Annotated in this window: 19 protein-coding genes and 2 tRNA genes; 5 read left to right on the plus strand and 16 right to left on the minus strand. The window is 62.5% G+C overall.

The features are described from left to right. Nucleotides 1-490: 490 nt before the first annotated feature. The 9 genes from DyAD56_RS15265 to DyAD56_RS15305 form a co-directional block, all read right to left on the minus strand. Nucleotides 491-1456, minus strand: coding sequence for a FecR domain-containing protein (locus DyAD56_RS15265; RefSeq protein ID WP_102303636.1), 966 nt, complete (start codon nucleotides 1454-1456; stop codon nucleotides 491-493). Nucleotides 1457-1460: 4 nt separating this feature from the next. Next, nucleotides 1461-2006, minus strand: coding sequence for an RNA polymerase sigma factor (locus DyAD56_RS15270; RefSeq protein ID WP_102303637.1), 546 nt, complete (start codon nucleotides 2004-2006; stop codon nucleotides 1461-1463). A 10-nt stretch (nucleotides 2007-2016) separates the two neighbouring features. Then, nucleotides 2017-2772, minus strand: coding sequence for a secretin and TonB N-terminal domain-containing protein (locus tag DyAD56_RS15275; protein WP_233202499.1), 756 nt, complete (start codon nucleotides 2770-2772; stop codon nucleotides 2017-2019). 156 nt (nucleotides 2773-2928) lie between these two features. Next, on the minus strand, nucleotides 2929-3273 hold the full coding sequence (locus tag DyAD56_RS15280) for a copper-binding protein (RefSeq protein ID WP_102303639.1): 345 nt from the start codon (nucleotides 3271-3273) through the stop codon (nucleotides 2929-2931). Further along, nucleotides 3270-6449: a CusA/CzcA family heavy metal efflux RND transporter gene (locus DyAD56_RS15285; RefSeq protein ID WP_102303640.1), complete on the minus strand. Its 3180-nt coding sequence runs from the start codon at nucleotides 6447-6449 to the stop codon at nucleotides 3270-3272. Before DyAD56_RS15285 ends, DyAD56_RS15280 begins: the two co-directional genes overlap by 4 nt. Continuing rightward, a complete protein-coding gene (locus tag DyAD56_RS15290; RefSeq protein WP_102303641.1) occupies nucleotides 6446-7714 on the minus strand; it encodes an efflux RND transporter periplasmic adaptor subunit in 1269 nt (422 codons plus the stop codon). Before DyAD56_RS15290 ends, DyAD56_RS15285 begins: the two co-directional genes overlap by 4 nt. Beyond that, on the minus strand, nucleotides 7711-9000 hold the full coding sequence (locus DyAD56_RS15295) for a TolC family protein (protein ID WP_102303790.1): 1290 nt from the start codon (nucleotides 8998-9000) through the stop codon (nucleotides 7711-7713). Before DyAD56_RS15295 ends, DyAD56_RS15290 begins: the two co-directional genes overlap by 4 nt. A 69-nt stretch (nucleotides 9001-9069) precedes the next feature. After that, the gene (locus DyAD56_RS15300; RefSeq protein ID WP_102303642.1) at nucleotides 9070-9483 is read right to left on the minus strand and encodes a hypothetical protein; all 414 of its coding nucleotides are present in this window, start codon (nucleotides 9481-9483) and stop codon (nucleotides 9070-9072) included. A 62-nt stretch (nucleotides 9484-9545) separates the two neighbouring features. Continuing rightward, on the minus strand, nucleotides 9546-9989 hold the full coding sequence (locus tag DyAD56_RS15305; RefSeq protein WP_102303643.1) for a MerR family transcriptional regulator: 444 nt from the start codon (nucleotides 9987-9989) through the stop codon (nucleotides 9546-9548). Between the two features lie 71 nt (nucleotides 9990-10060). On the opposite strand from DyAD56_RS15305, the gene DyAD56_RS15310 reads away from it, so the two are divergent. Together DyAD56_RS15310 and DyAD56_RS15315 are read left to right on the plus strand one after the other, a co-directional pair. After that, nucleotides 10061-11308 (plus strand): NADH:flavin oxidoreductase/NADH oxidase family protein, encoded by a 1248-nt coding sequence (locus DyAD56_RS15310; protein ID WP_102303644.1) that lies wholly within the window; start codon nucleotides 10061-10063, stop codon nucleotides 11306-11308. Nucleotides 11309-11614: 306 nt separating this feature from the next. Next, nucleotides 11615-11839: a hypothetical protein gene (locus DyAD56_RS15315; RefSeq protein ID WP_146010536.1), complete on the plus strand. Its 225-nt coding sequence runs from the start codon at nucleotides 11615-11617 to the stop codon at nucleotides 11837-11839. 210 nt (nucleotides 11840-12049) lie between these two features. Here the strand turns inward: DyAD56_RS15315 and DyAD56_RS15320 are convergent, their stop codons facing one another. The 4 genes from DyAD56_RS15320 to DyAD56_RS15335 form a co-directional block, all read right to left on the minus strand. After that, nucleotides 12050-12400: a VOC family protein gene (locus DyAD56_RS15320; RefSeq protein ID WP_102303646.1), complete on the minus strand. Its 351-nt coding sequence runs from the start codon at nucleotides 12398-12400 to the stop codon at nucleotides 12050-12052. 74 nt (nucleotides 12401-12474) lie between these two features. Next, nucleotides 12475-13206 (minus strand): helix-turn-helix domain-containing protein, encoded by a 732-nt coding sequence (locus DyAD56_RS15325; RefSeq protein ID WP_102303647.1) that lies wholly within the window; start codon nucleotides 13204-13206, stop codon nucleotides 12475-12477. Between the two features lie 146 nt (nucleotides 13207-13352). Beyond that, a tRNA-Cys gene (locus tag DyAD56_RS15330) sits at nucleotides 13353-13426 on the minus strand. Nucleotides 13427-13509: 83 nt separating this feature from the next. Further along, a tRNA-Gly gene (locus DyAD56_RS15335) sits at nucleotides 13510-13585 on the minus strand. Nucleotides 13586-13846: 261 nt separating this feature from the next. Between DyAD56_RS15335 and DyAD56_RS15340 the strand changes: the two genes are divergently transcribed. Further along, a complete protein-coding gene (locus DyAD56_RS15340) occupies nucleotides 13847-14548 on the plus strand; it encodes a pirin family protein (RefSeq protein ID WP_102303648.1) in 702 nt (233 codons plus the stop codon). Nucleotides 14549-14654: 106 nt separating this feature from the next. Continuing rightward, a complete protein-coding gene (locus tag DyAD56_RS15345; RefSeq protein ID WP_199178996.1) occupies nucleotides 14655-15602 on the plus strand; it encodes an MBL fold metallo-hydrolase in 948 nt (315 codons plus the stop codon). Nucleotides 15603-15613: 11 nt separating this feature from the next. Here DyAD56_RS15345 and DyAD56_RS15350 read toward each other — a convergent pair whose 3' ends face one another. Beyond that, on the minus strand, nucleotides 15614-16225 hold the full coding sequence (locus DyAD56_RS15350; RefSeq protein ID WP_102303650.1) for a TetR/AcrR family transcriptional regulator: 612 nt from the start codon (nucleotides 16223-16225) through the stop codon (nucleotides 15614-15616). Nucleotides 16226-16295: 70 nt separating this feature from the next. On the opposite strand from DyAD56_RS15350, the gene DyAD56_RS15355 reads away from it, so the two are divergent. After that, complete coding sequence (locus tag DyAD56_RS15355; protein ID WP_102303651.1) at nucleotides 16296-17570, plus strand: MFS transporter; 1275 nt, start codon at nucleotides 16296-16298, stop codon at nucleotides 17568-17570. Here DyAD56_RS15355 and DyAD56_RS15360 read toward each other — a convergent pair whose 3' ends face one another. Both DyAD56_RS15360 and DyAD56_RS15365 read right to left on the minus strand, forming a co-directional pair. Continuing rightward, complete coding sequence (locus DyAD56_RS15360; protein WP_233202500.1) at nucleotides 17571-17927, minus strand: tRNA-binding protein; 357 nt, start codon at nucleotides 17925-17927, stop codon at nucleotides 17571-17573. Then, a complete protein-coding gene (locus tag DyAD56_RS15365; protein WP_102303653.1) occupies nucleotides 17924-19213 on the minus strand; it encodes an FAD-binding oxidoreductase in 1290 nt (429 codons plus the stop codon). The genes DyAD56_RS15360 and DyAD56_RS15365 overlap by 4 nt, the downstream gene beginning before the upstream one ends. Between the last annotated feature and the right edge of the window lie 10 nt (nucleotides 19214-19223).

A 19223-nucleotide genomic window follows, 5' to 3' on the forward strand; every position in this document is an offset into this window, starting at 1 on the left:
GCCAATATGACCGCCCCGGCGTGGCCCGGGCGGAAGAGAAAGTGGGCATCCCAGCCCCTAGGGATGCCCTGAACTATTCAACGTGAGTGTCACCGACTCTATTTGCCTGCCGCTGCGCGCCGCAGCAGGCAAATAGAGTCGGCCCTGCGGGTAACGTGCAGAAAGCCCACAGGCTGCGGTGCGTCACTTGCCCAGGCAGCCAGCCTGGGCTGCATCACTCCCCACACCCTGTGGGCTTTCTGCACGTCATGCCACCCGCGTTGAATAGTTCAGAGCATCCCTAGCATTCGTCCTTGCCCAGAAAGACGGAGGACCGCATGCGGGACTGAACTAAGTCACGAAAAATTCATGTCAGCGACTGTTTCAGCCGGTTTTCGCCCCGTCGGACACGAATCTGTCATTTCCGCCGTCACGCGCGGAAACGCGACGCAGCAGCGACGCGTTCTGCCCCGCGCATGCAACGATCCAGCGAATAGAAGGAGGTGGGGAGTCAGCTCACCAGCACAATGCCGCCGGGCAAGGAACGCACCGACGCGCCAAAGGCCTGGTGGATGAGCGACGCGACGTCGCCTAGCTGGTTGAGCGATACCTGCGCGTGCACCTTGCGTGCCGCCAATACATCGTTGGTCAGGATGATACGGCCGGGTCGATAGCGGTTGATCTCTGCGATCACTTCCGACAGCGGGCGGTTGTCGAACACCAGCACGCGCCGCCGCCACGCGACCGCTTCGTCTGTGTCGGCGGGCGCCACGGGCGCCAGACTATGGCTTCCATACGCGGTCTGCTGGGCACGTCCCAACAGCTCGGACCTTCCTTGGTATTCCACGCGGACGTTTCCGTCCAGGCCGGTAACTTGCACCCGGCCATCAAGGCAGCGCACGTTACAGAGCGCGCCCGAGGCCGCGTGGATGCCTCCCTGCAAAGCATGTACGTCGAAGCTGCCTGCCAGCGCGCTGGACACTTGCAGCTGGATTTCCCCTGTCAACAACTCGACACCCACGACACGCCCGGCGGACGTGCGCACGTTCATGGCGGTCTGCGTGTTCATTTCCACGACGACACCAGACGTCAGCTCGACCTGGCGCTGTTCGCCGGTGGCCGTGCGGTAATCGGCCATGGCGTCCGGAAGGCTGGGCCACAGATGCAGGGGCGACTGCGCCACCAGCAAGGCCGCCGACGCCGCCACAGCCCCACCCAGGAAGGCACGCCGCGTCATGCGCCGGGACGCCGGGGCCTGCTCCCGCTGGCGCAGGTTGCGCGCTGCGGTGCCCAGGTTGTCCCACATCAGGCGCGTTTCCGCGAAGGCCTGCGCATGCTCGGTGCTCAGAGTGCACCACTGTTTGAACCCCGCGGCATCGTCCGTAGTGGCCCGCCCCGAGGTCAGCAGGAGCAGCCAATCGCGCGCCTCGCGGCGAAGCGTGGAGTCGTGGCCCAGGCTGGAAGAACGTGACGTCATACCCTTAAGACTCTTTTCCGGCGCCGGGACCGAACCGCTGAACCACACGCCGATCGAGACGCCGTCCACAATGTTCAAGCGCCCGCCTCAATTCCTTGCCCACCATGCGGACGGAAATGCGGAAACGGTCGGCGATTTCCTGCTGCGGCAGGTCATCGACCCGGGCGGCAATGAGGATGTCGCGCTGTCGCGCCGTAAGCTCACCCATGGCGCGCTCCAGCGCGGCCACCTCAAGCCGGGCATGGACAATGCGCGCGGGGTCCAGCGAGTCGTCAGCGAAGTGCAGCAGGTCTTCGACCTCCTCGCCGGTCAGGTACCGCGACTCGGCCTGCCGCTGGTCGGCGGCAACGTTCAGCGCCATGCGGAACAGATAACCTGCTGGGTTATGCGACACAACGGAGTCATCGCTCATCCGCTCTACGCGCAGATAGGTCTCCTGCAGAACATCATTAACGAGTTCGTCGGAACCCAACCGGCGACGTAGGCGACGGCGCAGCTCGGGCTGCCACTCCATGAATAGACCAAGCAACGACAGCGTCGGCGTTTCCATCCGGCTGTCCTCAGCCGCGCGCGGCCACGGGCGTGTCGCAATGCAATGCATGCGACTTTCCCGTGGGCAACAGCAGCAAGGTCATGGGCTGACCGAGGCCAGACGGCGGCGGCGCTACCCGGATACCCTCCAGCGCCTGGCTGATCGCGGCATCCCGCGCCTGCAGTCCGGTGCTGCCAAGCAATCGCACGCGATTCACCCTGCCCTCTTCATCGACCCACACCTGCAATGCCAGCCGGTAGCCACCGGGCTTAGCGTCCGGAACCCGGCACAATTCCTGTTCCAATGAAGCCTGCAACGACGCGCCATAGACTTCCCATGCGGTATCACTCTCGTCTGGCGAACTATGCTCGTTCGTGCTTCTTTCATTTGCGCTGTCGAACGATTCGAGCGTAAACGCCTTGTCGGACGCATAGCGTTCGCGTAGGCCGGTGCCCGCCAACAATCGTCGCAAGGCATCTTCCGTGGTGAACTCACCACGCACGCCGGGCGACATTTTCCCGACCAGCAGTCGCTCATCTACAAGCAACGACTGCCCGGTCGCGTCACTGAATGCTTTCACGGCCGCGCTCAATGGCTGCGGGCCGATGTCGAATCGATAGAGGCCTGCCGAAGCGCCTGAAGCCATGTCGATCGTTGACTGCAACCCACCTGCATGGCTCGTCCCCCAACAAAGCCAACCCGACAACACGAGCGCCCACCAGGCGTGCGACATGAAGTACTTCCCCAAGACCGGATGACTGGTCCCTGCGTCGAACGCCGTCACGCGAACATCCCGAAAGAAGGTAACGGTAACTTATGTCAGTTGAATAACGCGATGCCCGTCAACGCGCGCGTTAGTCCCGCGTGAATATGACAAGCAAGTTTTCCGTTTCATGACAAGACAACTGTCGGGCCGCCTAAGCGGCCCGACGTCTTTGGGTTACGGGATCGATTGCATTGAAGTGACCGTGCTATCCATGCCCGCCGGATGCACGGTGAAGCGCACCTTGTCGCCCACCTTGACCGACTGAAGCATGGCTGGCGTCGCCACCTTGAAAGCCATGGTCATCGCCGGCCAATGAATGGCTGTGATCGCTTCATGCTGCAAGGTGACAGTGCCCTTGGAGGTATCGATGGCCTTCACCACACCCTGACCCTGAGCGTCAGTCGGCGGTGTCGCGTGCGACATACCCGGCATGGCCGCCATGCTGTCTTGTGCGAACACGATGGAGGGAGTGGCGGTCAGTGCGGTCGCCATGGCGGCGGCGAGAAACATGGCTTTCATACGTGAAGATTCCTTTGAGTGACGGGAATGGAGGATGCGACCGAGGTGTGGCGCAGACGTCGCTGCGCCATCAGGAGAAAAGCCGCGGGGATGACCAACATGGACAACAGCGGCGCCGTGAGCATGCCGCCCACCATGGGGGCGGCGATGCGTTGCATGACTTCCGAGCCGGCGCCATGGCCCAGAAGAATGGGAAACAAACCTGCCAGGATCACCGCCACCGTCATGGCCTTGGGGCGCACGCGTTGCACCGCGCCCTCGCGAATGGCGTCATGCAGGTCGGTGATGTCAGCCTGAGGATGTGCGCTCACGCGCTGATCCCAGGCGTGGCGCAAGTACAACAGCATCACCACGCCGAACTCCGCAGCCACGCCACCGAGCGCGATGAAGCCAATCACGGTGGCGACTGAAATGGCATGCCCAAGCACCAGAATCAGCCATAAGCCACCGACCAGCGCCAGTGGCACGCTGATCATGATCAGCACCGCCTCGCTGACTCGTCGGAAGACGGCATAGATCAACCCGAAGATGATCAGCAACGCAGCGGGGATCACGTAAGCCAATCGACTCATGGCGCGTGCGAGGTATTCAAACTGCCCCGACCAAGCCAGCGTAACTCCCGGCGGCAACGCCACGTTGCGTGCTACCGCCTGTTGGAGATCGTGTACGACGGCACTGAGGTCACGCCCCGCCGTGTCGATGTACACGTAGGTGGCGAGTTGGCCATTTTCACTTTTGAGCATCGATGGACCGGCAGTCACCGCGATGTCGGCGATCTGTCCGAGCGTCAACTGGGCGCCACCCGGCGCTACGATCGGCAACGTCGTCAAGGCAGCAACGGAGTCGCGAGCCTCCCGCGGATAGCGCACCAAAATCGGATAGCGCTCGCGTCCTTCGATCGACTCACCAATGGCATCGCCGCCGACAGCGGTCGCGATCACCGCTTGCACGGCCTGCTGTGTCAGGCCGTAGCGTGCGGCTTCGTCTCGGCGCACACGCACATCCACATAGCGCCCGGCCGCTGCGCGCTCGGCAATGGCCGAGCCGACACCCGGCACCTGTCGCGCCACCGCTTCGACCTGATCTGCCACGCGCTGCAAGGTTCGCGGATCAGGCCCCAGCACCTTGATGCCGATGGGGCTTTTGATGCCCGTGGCAAGCATGTCGATGCGATTGCGGATGGGCGGCACAAACAGATTGGTCAGGCCGGGCACTTTCACTGCGCGGTCCAACTCTTCCTTGAGCTTGGCCATCGTCATGCCAGGGCGCCACTGATCCTTGGGCTTGAAGGTGATCGTGGTTTCGAACATCTCCAGCGGCGCGGGATCTGTCGCGGTTTCAGCTCGCCCTGCCTTACCGAACACGTGATCGACCTCGGGCACGGTCTTGATCATCCGGTCGGTCAGCTGCAACAACTGCGCAGCCTTGCCCGAGGAAAGCCCCGGCAAGGCTGTTGGCATGTAGAGCAGCGTGCCTTCGTCCATGGTCGGCATGAACTCGCTGCTCAACCGGCTCAGTGGCCATGCCGCGCTGAGCAGCAATGCAGCGGAGAGCAGCAGAACCGTTTTTGGATAGCGAAGCACGGCGTTCAGAACCGGACGATAGAGCGCGATCAACGCACGGTTGAGCGGATTGGCCTGTTCGGAGCGGATGCGGCCCCGTATCAAATACCCCATCAGCACGGGCACCAATGTCACCGCCAGACCCGCTGCTGCCGCCATGGCGTAGGTCTTGGTGAAAGCCAGGGGCTTGAATAGCCGGCCTTCCTGCGCTTCCAGTGCAAACACCGGCACGAAAGACAACGCGATGATGAGCAAGCTGACAAAGAGTGCCGGCCCTACCTCAACGGCGGCCTCGGTCATCAGCGCCCAACGTGTGGCGCCGCTCGGCACCTCGCCATCATGCGCGTGACTCCATTGTTCGAGATGTTTATGTGCGTTCTCGATCATCACCACCGCGGCATCCACCATCGCGCCAATCGCAATCGCAATGCCGCCCAGGGACATCAGGTTGGCGGACAGGCCTTGAAGATGCATCACGACGAAGGCGGTCAACACACCGAGAGGCAAGGTGATCACCGCGACCAGCGCAGACCGTAAATGGCCAAGGAACAGTGCACACACCACCGCAACGACCAGGAACTCCTCCGCCAACTTGCCCCACAGGTTATCGACGGCCGCATCGATCAGCTGCGCGCGATCGTAGGTGGGAACGATGCTCACGCCGGGCGGCAAGCTGTGTTGCAGTTCGGCCAGCCGAGCCTTGACGGCGGCGATCGCGGCGCGTGCGTTCTTGCCAGAGCGCAACACGATGACACCGCCAGCGACTTCGCCCTGACCATCGAGCTCGGCCACGCCGCGACGGAACGTGGGGCCGCGACGCACGGTAGCTACGTCACGCAGCAGGATGGGCACGCCGTCCTGACTCGCGCCCAGCGGTACATGCTCGAAGTCATTCTGGGTGTGCAGATAGCCCTCGCTGCGCACCATCAGTTCGGCCTCACCCTGTTCGATTACCGAACCGCCACCCGCACCATTCGCAGCCTGCACGGCCTCGACCAGCGATGAAACCGTCAGCCGCCGCGCAGCCAGCGCTTGCGGATCGGGAACGATCTGCCACGCCCGTTCCATTCCACCCAGGCTCGCGACTTCCGCAACGTCCGGCACGGTCTTGAGTTGATAGCGCAGGAACCAGTCCTGCAGCGCACGTAGTTGTCCAAGGTCGTGTTGGCCAGTGCGATCCACCAGGGCGTACTCGTAGATCCATCCAAGGCCCGTAGCGTCGGGCCCCAAGGCAGGATTGACGCCAGCGGGCAAGCGATCGCGTACCTGGCTCAGGTACTCCAGCACGCGCGAACGCGCCCAGTAGAGGTCCGTGTGTTCGTCGAACAAGACGTAGACGTAGGAATCCCCAAAGAAGGAGTAAGCGCGCACGGCCGTGGCACCCGGCACAGACAGCATGGTCGTCGCCAATGGATAGGTAATCTGATCCTCGACGACCTGCGGCGACTGTCCCTGCCAGTTGGTGCGGATGATGACCTGCGTGTCGGAGAGATCGGGCAAGGCATCGATCGGCGTGTGAAGCACGGCGAACAAGCCGATGGCGGCCAGCACCAGCGCAGCGAGAAGAACCAGTGCACGATGTGTCATCGATGCGCGAATCAGGCGGGCGATCATCGATCACCTCCCATGGAGGCACTGCTCGCTGCAGCCGGAGCGGCGTCATCGGCATCAAGGCGCTCCAGCGCGCCTGAAAGACTGGCCTCCGAGTCGATCAGGAACTGGCCCGATGCGACCACCCGCTCACCTTCATGCAGGCCGGCCACGATCTCCGTGTAGCCTCCGGCGGCGCGGCCGGTCTGCACCATCACCGGACGGAAGCGCCCATCGCCAAGCGCCACCATCACGCGTGGGTGATCACCGGTAGCTATCAGCGCATCGGTGGGAATCACGAGTACAGGTGCGTTCGACATGGGTGTGAAGGCGACCCGGACGAATTGCCCAGGAACGAGATGACCCGTGGTGTTGGCGAGCACAATGCGCGCTCGCTGTGTGCGTGTAGTGGGATCCAGATCCGGCAACAAGGTTTCGACGTTACCCGTTACACGCTGTCCTGGAAGTGCATCCGTGCTGACCGTTACTGGTGTGCCCGACGACAATCGCCCAGCGAGCGCCTGAGGCACCACCGCTTCGATCCACACGGAAGTCAGGCCGTTGAGGGTCATCAGCGTTTGCCCTGCCGTTACACGCTGTCCCTCGCGGACATCGAGCGAGGTGATCACGCCGGCCTGCGGTGCGCGCAACGTCACACCACCATCGACCGAGCGCGCACCGCTGAGATCGGAAGACGTCAGGCCGAGCACCTGCAAGCGCTGTTGCGCAGCGCCGCGCAGTGCCTGTGCATCCGGTGATTGCGTGTGCCGTAATGCGTCCGACTCGGCGAGCGCACTGCTCCATGACGGCGCCAGCAGATCGGCGAGTGGCTCACCGGCGGCGACGGTTATGTACGGCGCGCGAACGTGCAGCCGTGTGATGACGCCGTCCGCCCTTGCACTGACGGTGATGGCCTCGCGCAGATTCCATGTCACGGTGCCGGGTGCTTGAATCTCCCCCTCCAGCACCTGGCGTTGCACGGGGGCCACGCGAACACCCAGGTTCTGCACGGTCGCAGGATCAATCCGCACACTTCCCGATGTGTCGTTGGCGCCTGTGTACTTGGGCACCATCTGCATGCCCATCGGCGACAAGCCCGGTTTATCGAAGTGCTGATCCGGCACCATGGGGTCGTACCAATACGCCACGGGTTGGGATGGCGTAGAAGCGGCCATTGTGCCGTTGCTTGCAGCGGACGTTGCGGTGGAGCGATGGCCCCATCCGTAGCCAACGGCAACGGCGGTGAGCAGGCCAATGGCGCAAAAGATAGGAATGAGCCGGCGCTTCATGGCGCGTCTCCTTGGGTCGGCAGTAGATAAGCAAGGGACGCCCAGGCGCGGCCGTAATCAGCCTGCATACGGGCGTAGTCGGCGTGATGGGACAGCTCGTCGCGTCGCGCTTGCAGCAGCGGCTGGATATCGCCACCGCCACGATAAGCAGCCAACGCGAGTGCGGAGCGATCCTCGGCCAGCGGCAACAGCACATCGCGATGGCGACGCACCTGCTGCCCCAATGCCTGCCATTGCGCCCAGGCCGCCTGTATCGCACCGGCCTGCTCGCGCCGTGCATCCTCATGCTCGGCTTGCACGGCATCGAGATCTGCCGCGCGAGCGGAGATGCCGCGATCCTGTCTGTTGCGAGTAAACAGCGGCAGGCTGACACCCACTTGCAGCGATACCATGTCGGAAAGGCCACGCACGCGCGAGCCGTAGCTCATGCCGACCGACCATTGCGGGTGTTTGTCAGCCTTCGCTTCGTCTAGGGCCGCTTCTGCGGCGCTCTCTCGCGCCGGCCATTCCAGCAATGCTCCCTGGCGATCGAGTTGTGTCAGCAGCGCGGCTTCATCGACAGGCAGGACGCCAAAATCCGGCGCGTCGCCTAGCGGTTGATCGACTGGCTGGCCGAGCCAACGCATGAGCCGCGCGCGTGCCTGTGCTTCGTCGGCGGCAGCTGTGTCAATCCGATTGGCCAGATCGAGGGCTTCCATGCGCGCGGCGAGAACATCCGCCGCGCTGCCGGTACCGCTGCGCAGATGAGCTTCTGCCATGGCGACGTCCTGCGCCCAGGCGGTCTTCAAGGCGTCCAGCATCATCTGTTCGTGATGGGCGCCCCACGCACTGACCCACGCATCCGCTACCTGTTGCCGAATGGCGAGCGTCGAGGTGGTTTCCGCCGCCGAGGCGAGTTGGACATTCGCCGAAGCGAAAGCACGCTCAGCGCCACGCTTGCTTGCCGACGGCAAGGTCTGCGTGATGCCGACCGTGCGCATGGTCATGCTGTCGCCGCCGGCCGTGAAGGCACCCGGCCCTTGGACGGCCAGATTGTCGATGCCTACGGTCAATTGCGGATCCGGCAGGGCACCGGCACGCGCCGATTCTTCCCGGGCGGCGGTCGTCCGCGCTTGTCGCGCCTCGATCTGTGGCGCATGTGAAAGCGCCTGTTGCTGTGCTTGGTCCAGCGTCAACGCAGGTGATACCGCCCAAGCGGGTGAAACGATGAGCGCGCTGACTACCCACGGCAGCCAACGCCAGCGACGCGCGACTATCGCGCGTACGCCGTATGAAAGGATGGACATGATGAACTCCGATCGCACGCAACCACGGCCGCGCATGCGCACGGCCACCGTTCAAAGCGCGATCGGGGCTTAAATCAACAGGGTGCAGAACCGCAGCGAGGGCGGTGATTCCGGGGGAAAGAGACGGGTATCCGGCAAGTGCGTCCAGACTGGCGCACGAACGACCGCCTTCGCCATGGCGGCGAAATCAGGCGGCAACAACAGCGGCGGCACCGCGGGAACCTTGACATCCGGCGTGGCAGGTACGTGACTGGCGCAATGCTCAGTGCAACGTGGATCCACGGGATGCTGCGCTGACGCGTGATGGGATGCGCCCATCCCCATGGCCTCACAATCACTCATCGCGAGCTCATGCGTGGCGGGAGCCGAGGGCAAGGTGCACACGTAAGCAGCCATCGCCAACTGCTGGAACAGCAGGCAGAACACCACCATCCCCACCCAAAGGAGGCGACGACGACGGCTGAGGCGATAGCGGAAGCGCATGGCGGCGCATGGTAGCGCATCTGGACTTAGGTCCAGTCAAGCGCTACCCGCTTCGACGGGCATCAACGAGCGAGCGAGGTCGAAGGTTTGCGCTTGAGCGGCGCGCGCTTGCTTCGCTGGCCGGCGCCAAGGCTTGACGTTTCAACACACTCCCCGCGTGCCCAGCTTTCCCTGCACGCTTGCGCCAACCGGCGCAGTTCGCGCTCCTGCTCCGCCAGTTCGGCGCGAAGCTGGGTGATCTCGGTCAAGCGTCTCTCCAACCCCGCCAGGATTTGCTCGTGCGGCAACTCATCCTCAGATCTATCAAAGAGGCTGCGCAACGCGTCTAGCGAGAACCCCAGGCGCTGAGCAAGCTGGATGAACTGAAGTCGTTCGACCGCTTGCTGGTCGTAGTCGCGGTACTGGTTGAGACCTCGCTTGCCGGCTGGCAGCAGGCCACTGTCTTCGTAGTAGCGGATGGCAGAGGTACTCATGCCCGTCTGTTTTGCCAGTTCACCGATGCGCATACATAACCCTTGACCTTCAAGTCAACTTGAATCTTAGACTGCCGGCATCGCCACTTCCAGCTCCCTCGCCCATGTCACGTCAACACCCCCTCTTCGAGTCATTGACCCTCCCTGGCGGCCAGACGCTAAAGAACCGAATCGCTAAGGCCGCGATGGAGGAAGGCCTGGCCGAACCCGGACAGCTTCCCGGCAAGCCAACGCATACGCTGTACCGCCGATGGGCCCAAGGTGGCGCAGGGCTTCTCATCACAGGCAATGTGATGGTTGCACCCGATGCGCTGACAGGGCCGGGTGGGCTCGTGCTTGATGACACCACCCCGCTGGCGCCTTACAAGGCGTGGGCGGACGCGGCCCTCGCTGGCGGCGCAAGGATCTGGATGCAGATCAACCACCCTGGTCGCCAGACCTATGCGAACTTGGGAAACCCAGGGTATGCACCCTCAGAAGTGCCTTTGCAGATGGGCAAGCTTGGCGCCTTGTTTGCGCCGGTCAAAGCGCTGACGAGCGAAGAGATCAAAGAAATCATTCGCCGGTTCGCCGCCACGGCACATGCTGCGCAACAGGCAGGGTTCGATGGTGTGCAGATCCATGCGGCTCACGGCTACCTGCTCTCTCAGTTCCTATCACCGCTGACCAACCAACGCACGGACGACTATGGCGGGTCGCTGGAACAGCGCGCCCGACTGCTCATCGAGGTAGTTCGCGCGGTCAAGGCGGCAGCGCCGTCGTTTGCTGTCTCGGTCAAGCTCAATAGCGCCGACTTCCAGCGCGGCGGCTTCAGCGAGGCGGACGCTATCGCGGTAGTCGAACTGCTCAACCATGAAGATATCGATCTGCTCGAACTTTCGGGCGGCAGCTATGAAAGCCCCGCCATGCAGGGTCGAACCGCCGACGGACGCACGCTGGCTCGCGAAGCCTATTTTCTGGAATTTGCATCCGAGCTCGCGAAGGTCGCGCGCATGCCGCTCATGACGACGGGTGGCATTCGTCGACGCGAGATCGCGGAGAACGTACTGGCCGGCGGCATGAGCCTGGTCGGCATAGGCACCGCCCTCGCCTACCAACCCGATCTGCCCAAGCGTTGGCAAACGGCCGAAACCGCCGTAGCGCCGGTCGTTGTCGGTTGGAAGAACAAAGCGTTCGCCAGCGTCGCCACGATGGCCACGGTTCGCCGCCAGCTTCATCGCATGGGCGCGGGGCGAGCACCCTCGGCGGGCCTGTGGCCCAGCACGAGTCTGTTGCTCGACCGGATCAAAACGCGCGCACTGACGAAACGCTATGTGACCTGGCGTCGGGCGTATTCGACGGCCAAGAAATGAGTGCTCCACGCTAGATATCGGGCACTTGCGCGGGACCATAGGTCCGGACTCCGCCATCTTTACCAGTGATAGAGGGCTCGCGGCGACGCGGGCCCTTTTCTCTGCGCGCCATGCTTCAGTGGCAGCGCGCACTCACTGCATCACAGCGAGAAAACCGCCTCCCCTGGGCGACCAGCCGATGCAATGGCTTCGCGTGCCCATTTCCGTTCTTCCACGTGAAAACGTCTAAGCAAGGCCAGCACCATGCGAGGGGCATGCGGCGGGCTTGTACGGCAGTCGATAGCTGCCGTGAACCAAGGGGGAGTCGTGGATACCAAACAGGTAAGAGCGCGGGTGATCGACGCTCAAAATCGGATCCGATCGGAGCTCGATGCTCTGGCAGCAGATATTGGGCCAGGATGGCGACTTTGCTGCGATGTCATCGCCGAAGAGCGCTATGGCCTCAATGTCGAATACTACACATGGATCGTCAACATCGAGGCCAGGCTCAACACGGAGTACTCGTCTCTCCCGAGACCCAGCTTCCCGTGACGGTTCCGCCTTAAAACTAACTGAGCGTTGCTCATAGAAAGTCACTCCGGCTCGCATGTGCATAGCCGGCGTCATTCTGTGCGCAAGATTCGTGCTTGATGTAACAGACGCTTCAAGAAACCGGATCAGCCGACTCTCGCTGCCGCCTGAAAGAGACGCCCTAACATCACCTCGCCACGATTACCAAGCCCACCGCACGATCTATTCTGCTCAAACCTCAGACCAGACGGCCAACTCATAGCCATCGTTATCAACAAAGTGAAAGCGTTGGCCGCCGGGAAAATCGAAGATCGGCCGAACGATGCGACCTCCAGCGGCCTCAATACCTGCCCTGGTCACATCGAGATCGTTCGAGTACAGCACGACGAGTGCGCCGCCCGGTTGCGGAGTGCCATGGTAGAAACCACCCGTGAGTCGACCATCGCGGAACTCGCAGTAATCAGGACCGTAGTCCTGAAATGTCCAATTGAACGCACGACCATAAAAACGCTTTGCCGCCTCGATCGAGGCTACGGCAAATTCGATGTAGTCAATTCGGTGATGCTGGTCGGTACGAGACATGGCGCACTCACAAAGTAGTGGAGGCGTCATTGTTGCGTAGCGCTATGGCTGCTGGCTTGGCGAAAACGGACACATCAACGAACGTGACGCGCCACAAGCTCGCTTGGGGTCAGGCCAGTCAACAGCTGGCTATCGCGAACCAGATGAGGCGCATCGCCATAGCCGGCCTCCAATGCCGCGGAGGTAAGCGTGGCATGTTGCGGGGCCAACTTCAGAAATCGCTGGAGCCGCAATATGCGGTCCAATGTCTTCGGACCATAACCAACAACTTGCTGGCACCGACGCCGCAATGAACGCTCGGTCATGTTGAGAGCGGCGGCCAGCGCTGAAACTCGTGGTGCCGAGGGGCTTTGCAGCATGGAAAAAATCCACTGCATTTGACGGTCTGCAGTCAGCTCACGACTGAGGCACAAGGCATGCAATACCTCCGCTGGGTCCATCGCTTCATGGAGCTGAAGTTCCCAGTCCCCGCTATGGCGGCTTCCCCAGATGTCCGATAGCAGCACGCGTTGATCGGTGATGTGATGAAGAGGCAGCCCCAACAGTCCCGCAGCCGTGCCGTGAGCCAGGCGCACGCCCGTAAGAGTGCTGCCAGGCGCCAGCGTCGCTATGGCCGCACGGCTGTCTGGTCCGGCCACGAAAAGGCTACTTCCATTCCAAATGAAATCGACGCATCCATCCGGTAGTACTTGTGTGGGATGGGTATCGAGATTGCCCTGATGGAACTGCCACGTGCATTGCACACGCTCACGCAAAGCGATGGGTGTAGCCACCTCGGTATAGCGGGAAACAGAGGGCGGAATCATCACGAATCGGCGTGGGTAGACACCGAGAGCTTATTGCACGGGGCTGGAGCACACAAAAACCGGGACCCTGACTTAATAAAGGACCTGCTCCACCGCATTTCCGCGCACAAAAAAGGCGCCCAAGGGCGCCTAAGTCGTTGATGCAATGGAGGCCTGGGTCGGAATCGAACCGGCGTACGCGGCTTTGCAGGCCGCTGCATGACCACTCTGCCACCAGGCCATTACATCCGAATCGTAACCTGAAACACGATTACTATCCGTTGAAAACACAAAACCCCGGAATACCGAGGTTTTGCAGAAAACTGGAGCGGGAAACGAGACTCGAACTCGCGACCCCGACCTTGGCAAGGTCGTGCTCTACCAACTGAGCTATTCCCGCATCGGAGTCAGAAATAATAGCAGAACCATGGCATTTGTGAAGACCTTGGGAAGACTTTTTTCACCTTCCCCGTGATGCGGCCGGGGGCTAGGCATCGCGTTCCGAGGACGTACGGAATGGCAGCCTTCATCTGCAACCACGCGCAGGCGTCTCCCATGGGCAACAGTCCGTCCGATTTGTGCGGTCTGGCATCTGCGCCTTTCCGACTTATCTTGAATGTCAGGCGCTTTACCAGCGCGTCCCATCATCAAGGAGTGCCGCATGATCGACCGTCGACCTTTCAATAGTCTGGGTGGAGCCAACCACGGCTGGCTCAATGCCAAGCATCACTTCTCGTTTGCCAGCTATAACGACCAGGGCCGCATGGGCTGGGGTGCACTGCGCGTGTGGAACGACGACACCATCGCGCCGCAGACGGGCTTCCCGCCGCACCCCCATGCAGACATGGAAATCATCACGTACGTTCGCGAAGGTGCGATCACCCACCAGGACAGCCTTGGCAACAAGGGTCGTACGGTCGCGGGCGATGTGCAGGTAATGAGTGCTGGCACGGGCATCACGCATGCTGAGTACAACCTCGAAAACAGCAACACGCAGATCTTCCAGATCTGGATCATGCCCGATGATCACGGCAACCCGCCATCGTGGGGCACCAAGCCGTTTCCGATGGGCGACCGCTCGGGGCGATTCGTGACGCTGGCCAGTGGCTTCAAGGAAGACACCGACGCCCTGCCCCTGCGTACCGATGCCCGCGTGCTCGGCGCGACGCTGAAGGCTGGTGAGACGGCGGTGTATGAGCTCGACGGCAGTCGCTATGCGTACCTGGTGCCTGCCAAGGGCAAGCTCGACGTGAATGGCGTAACGCTCGATACACGTGACGGCGCGGCGATTCGCGATGAAACGAAGCTGACCGTGACCGCACTCGAAGACTCGGAACTGGTGCTGGTCGACAGCGCACCGTGAGATAGAGCGGCAGGCGACAACGTCTGCCGCCCTTCCGACCAAGGTGGAAGTGAACCATCGGGGCGACCTTGCTAACCTCGCGTGATACTCCTGCGCGAGGTTGGCGATGAATCACGGCATCCACACCATCGATACCGGCTTCGTTCGTCCGCGATTCGATGCGGCTTATTTGCTTGTCGAGGAAGGCCGAGCCGCCTTTATCGATTGCGGCACCAACCATAGCGTGCCTCGCATGCTCAAGGCACTCGACGATGCAGGGCTCGCGCCCGCTGATGTCGATTGGCTGATTCTCACACACGTCCATCTCGATCACGCCGGCGGCGCGGGGCAACTGATCGCTCAACTGCCCAACGCGCGCCTGGTAGTGCACCCACGCGGCGCGCGGCACATGATCGATCCCAGCCAGCTATGGGCGGGTGCCTCGGCGGTCTACGGCGAGGAAGTGATGGAAGCCACGTATGGACGGCTGCGCCCCATTCCCACCGAACGCGTGGTCGAAGCACCGGATGGCCACGTGGTTTCGCTCGCCGGACGGCCGTTGCTCTGCCTCGACACACCGGGACACGCGCGACATCACCTGAGCGTGTACGACCAGCGAGCGAACGTGTGCTTTACCGGCGATACGTTCGGTCTCTCGTATCGCGAGCTCGATACGGCGAACGGCCCCTTCATTCTGCCGACGACGACACCGGTGCAGTTCGACCCGGATGCACTGCATGCGTCGATCCGACGCCTGGTTGGCCTGAACCCTTCGGCGATGTACATCACCCATTTCGACCGCATCGAAAACGTCGAGAAGCTGGCCGGCGATCTGCACGCGCAGATCGATGCCATGGTGTCCATCGCCATCGCAGCGCAAGCGCAATCACTGGATACAGCGCAACGACACGAGGCGATGAAGGCCGCGTTGACCGACCTCTATCTGTCGCGCGCGCAGGCCCATGGTTGGACGGGCGACCGTGAGTCCCTGCTCGTTCTACTGGGCATGGATGTGGAGCTCAATGCGCAAGGCCTGGGCGTGTGGCTGGACAGTCAGAAGAAATCGACCGACTGATGTCACTGCCTTCAGCGCACTGACGCGTCAATCAGCTGATTGGCAATTTTGACAAGGGACTCCGCGGGTCCATGCGACCCGAACATCTGTCCCGAGGCGTAGGTGCCTTCGAGCAGCAGCAGCAGGCCGTCTGCGAGGACCTCCGGCTCCCTTGCCCCCATCGCCGTCGACAACTCGATGAGGCGCTCGCGAAACTTGTGTTTGTGCTCTTCGGCGACCTTGCGGGCCGGATGGTCGTCACCGGGATATTCCACCACTGCGTTGGTAAGCCCGCAGCCGCGGTAACCCGATTGCGTGGCGCGATGGGCTAGCCCCTCGATGTAGGACATGAGTTGCCCGCGCGCGTCATCCGGATGCGTCTCAGCCCCCGCTTCGAACACCTTCCAGAACGCCACTTCGTAGTCACGCAGGTACTCCGCGGCGAGATCGTCCTTGGAGGCGTAGCTGCGGTAGAGGCTTGGTTTGGTGACGCCGGCCTTTGTAACGATTTCCTCCACGCCGATGGCGCGGATACCCTCGCGGTAGAACAACTCACGGGCCGTGCGGCGTATGCGCTCGGCGGCCTTGGGCTTGCTTTCCGCAGCAGGTTCGGCGGGCTCAAATGGGAAATCTTTGATCGACATGGCACACGGCTGTTGACAATGTTACCGATCGGTACGTACGATTCAGCAACTCCACGTACCGACCGGTAACATGACTATACAGCGCACCCGCCCTTTCGGCCAGAAGTACGCCTTCGTCGTCGCCGGCGTGATCTTCCTGGCCCTGCTTGCCGCCGCTGGCGTCCGCGCCGCGCCCGGCGTGCTCATCCTGCCCCTGGGCAAGGCCTTCGGATGGAGCAGGGACACTATCTCCCTCTCCGCCGCGCTGGGCATCTTCTTGTACGGCATGGTCGGCCCGTTTGCCGCAGCGCTGATGCAGGCGGTGGGCGTGCGTCGCACCCTGATTAGCGCGCTGGTGCTGATGACCTTGTCCATTTCGGCCAGCGCATGGATGACCCAACCCTGGCACCTGATGCTGAGCTGGGGCGTGTTCTCCGGCATTGGCTCGGGTTGTGTGGCCATTGTGCTTGGCGCAACCGTAGTGAACCGATGGTTCGTGACGCACCGTGGCCTGATGATGGGCCTGCTCACAGCGAGCACGGCTACTGGCACCCTGGCTTTTCTGCCCGCGTTGGCCGCCATCGCCGAGCACGGTGGCTGGCGCCCAGTGGTGTGGACCGTTGCGGCGGGTTGTGCGCTGCTGATTCCGCTGGCGTGGTGGCTGCTGCCGGAGCGCCCGTCCGACATCGGTCTGCGCCCGTATGGCGCGACGGAGGACGAAGCTGATGCCGCACCGCGTGGCAACCTGTTGTCCATTGCCTTGGGCACGCTGGCCACGGCGTCGAAGCAACGCACCTTCTGGTTCCTGTTCGCCACGTTCTTCATTTGTGGCTTCACCACCAATGGCTTGATCGGCACGCACTTCATTGCGATGTGCGGCGATCACGGCATCCCGGAAGTGCGCGCGGCAGGCCTGCTCGCCATGATGGGCGCGTTCGACCTCATCGGCACCACGCTCTCGGGCTGGCTCACCGACCGTTATGACCCACGCAAGTTGCTTTTCGTGTATTACGGCCTGCGCGGGCTGTCGCTGATCTGGCTGCCCTACTCCGATTTCTCGTTCGCCAGCCTGTCGTTGTTCGGCATGTTCTACGGCCTCGACTGGATTGCCACGGTACCGCCCACACTGCGTCTCGCCACCGAAGCCTTTGGCGATCGCGATGCACCTGTGGTGTTCGGCTGGGTGGCGGCCGGCCATCAGATTGGCGCGGCGAGTGCCGCGTTCTTCGCCGGCGCCTTGCGCACGCAGAATGGCGACTATCTGCAGCCCTTCGTGGTCGCTGGCGTCACCGGCCTGATCGCAGCGGGATTGGCGCTGATGATCAATCGCCGCTCCCATCTGCAACCGGCGTTGCAAGCCGGTTAATCAGGCCAGACGAGTACCGTTGGGAACGGGCCGTTCGACGGCGGTGAGTACCACGCCGTCGTCGGTTGGAAAGCCGGTCAGCAGGAATTGGGAACGGAACGGCCCCACCTGCTTCTCAGGGAAATTGATCACACCCACGATCTGGCGACCGACCAGATCTTCGGCGCGATACAGCTGCACGATTTGCGCACTCGTCTTCTTCTCGCCGTAAGGCCCGAAATCCGCCCATACTTTCCATGCGGGTTTGCGCGCTTCGGGAAACGGCTCCGCGCGCGTGACGGTGCCGGCCACGATCAACACTTTCTCGAAATCAGCCCAGCTGATTTCTTCCTGCGACTTCGCTTCCATCCTGCTCATCCTTCCAATCGTGTCTTGAACCAGTCCTTGCCCTGCTGCCACCAATAACTGGTCTGTGCGCCCAGGTAACCAAACGGGCGATAGGTGCGATCCAGTCCATACGGCGCGAACTGCTTCCAACGGTCATCACCCTCCGCGAGAGCAGATGCCAACAGATCACCTGCTGCGCACGTGGGAGCAAGGCCGTGCCCGCCAAAGGCCTGCGCCCACCAAAGGCCATCGCCGCTGCTACCGATCTGCGGCATCTGGTGTCGGGCGTAGCTCATCAGGCCCGACCACGCGTAATCAACGCGCACACCTTTCAACTGTGGAAACACGCGCAGCAAATCCTGCATCAGCAGGCGCTGTACTGCGCGTGGCGAGCGATCACGCACGGAGATTCGCCCACCCCAAAGCAGGCGCTTATCGGGCAGCGCCCGGTAGTAATCGAATGCGAAGCGCGAGTCGTAGACGGCCGCTCGTGTTTCCAGTGCATCGTTGATGCGATCGCCCAGCGGCTCCGTCACCATCACATACGTGGCGATAGGCAGAATGGCTCGATCGACCTGCCGCTTGAGACCTGCGAGATAGCCACCACACGCCAGCACGACTTGATCGGCATGCACCGAACCCTGCGCAGTTTCGATCCGCCAACGCGAACCTTCGCGACGCAATTGCCAGACATCGGTGTTCTCATGGACGCTCACGCCCTGCGCCGCCGCTGCGCCTGCAAGGCCTATGGCAAGGTTCAGCGGGTGCAGGTGCAGTGCGTCACGCTCGTAGAGGCCATCGTAATAACGCGTGCTATGGACGCGCGCGCGAAGCTCGTTCTGCGGCAGCCATTCCCACGCTGCGCCATAGTGCTTTTCCAGCAGCTCCTGCCGCTGGCGCAGTACCGCTGGGTCGCGGAACCAGTTGGCCCAGATGATGCCTTGGTCGACCAGATCGCAGGGAATCTCATAGCGCGATACGCGTTCGCGGATACGCGCGACCGCGTCGGTCGTCATCCGGAACAACGCACGAGCGGCATCCTGCCCACGCTGATCGAGCAAGGATTGCTCGCCCAGCGAGTAGCCACCGAACACGAAGCCGCCGTTGCGCCCGGATGCGCCGAAGCCAACCTGCTCCCGCTCCAGCAGCACCACGTCACGCACGCCACGCTCGGCCAGACCCAGCGCCGTGTGCAGGCCCGCGAAGCCGCCGCCAACGATGGCGACGCGTGCGTCCACCTTGCCTTGTAACGGCGTAAACGATGCGTACGGCGTTGCCGTGGCGCGGTAATAGGAGACTGCCGGTGACGAAGTCATGCGTTGGGCG

Source organism: Dyella sp. AD56 (assembly GCF_002878475.1).
Classification (GTDB): Bacteria; Pseudomonadota; Gammaproteobacteria; order Xanthomonadales; family Rhodanobacteraceae; genus Dyella.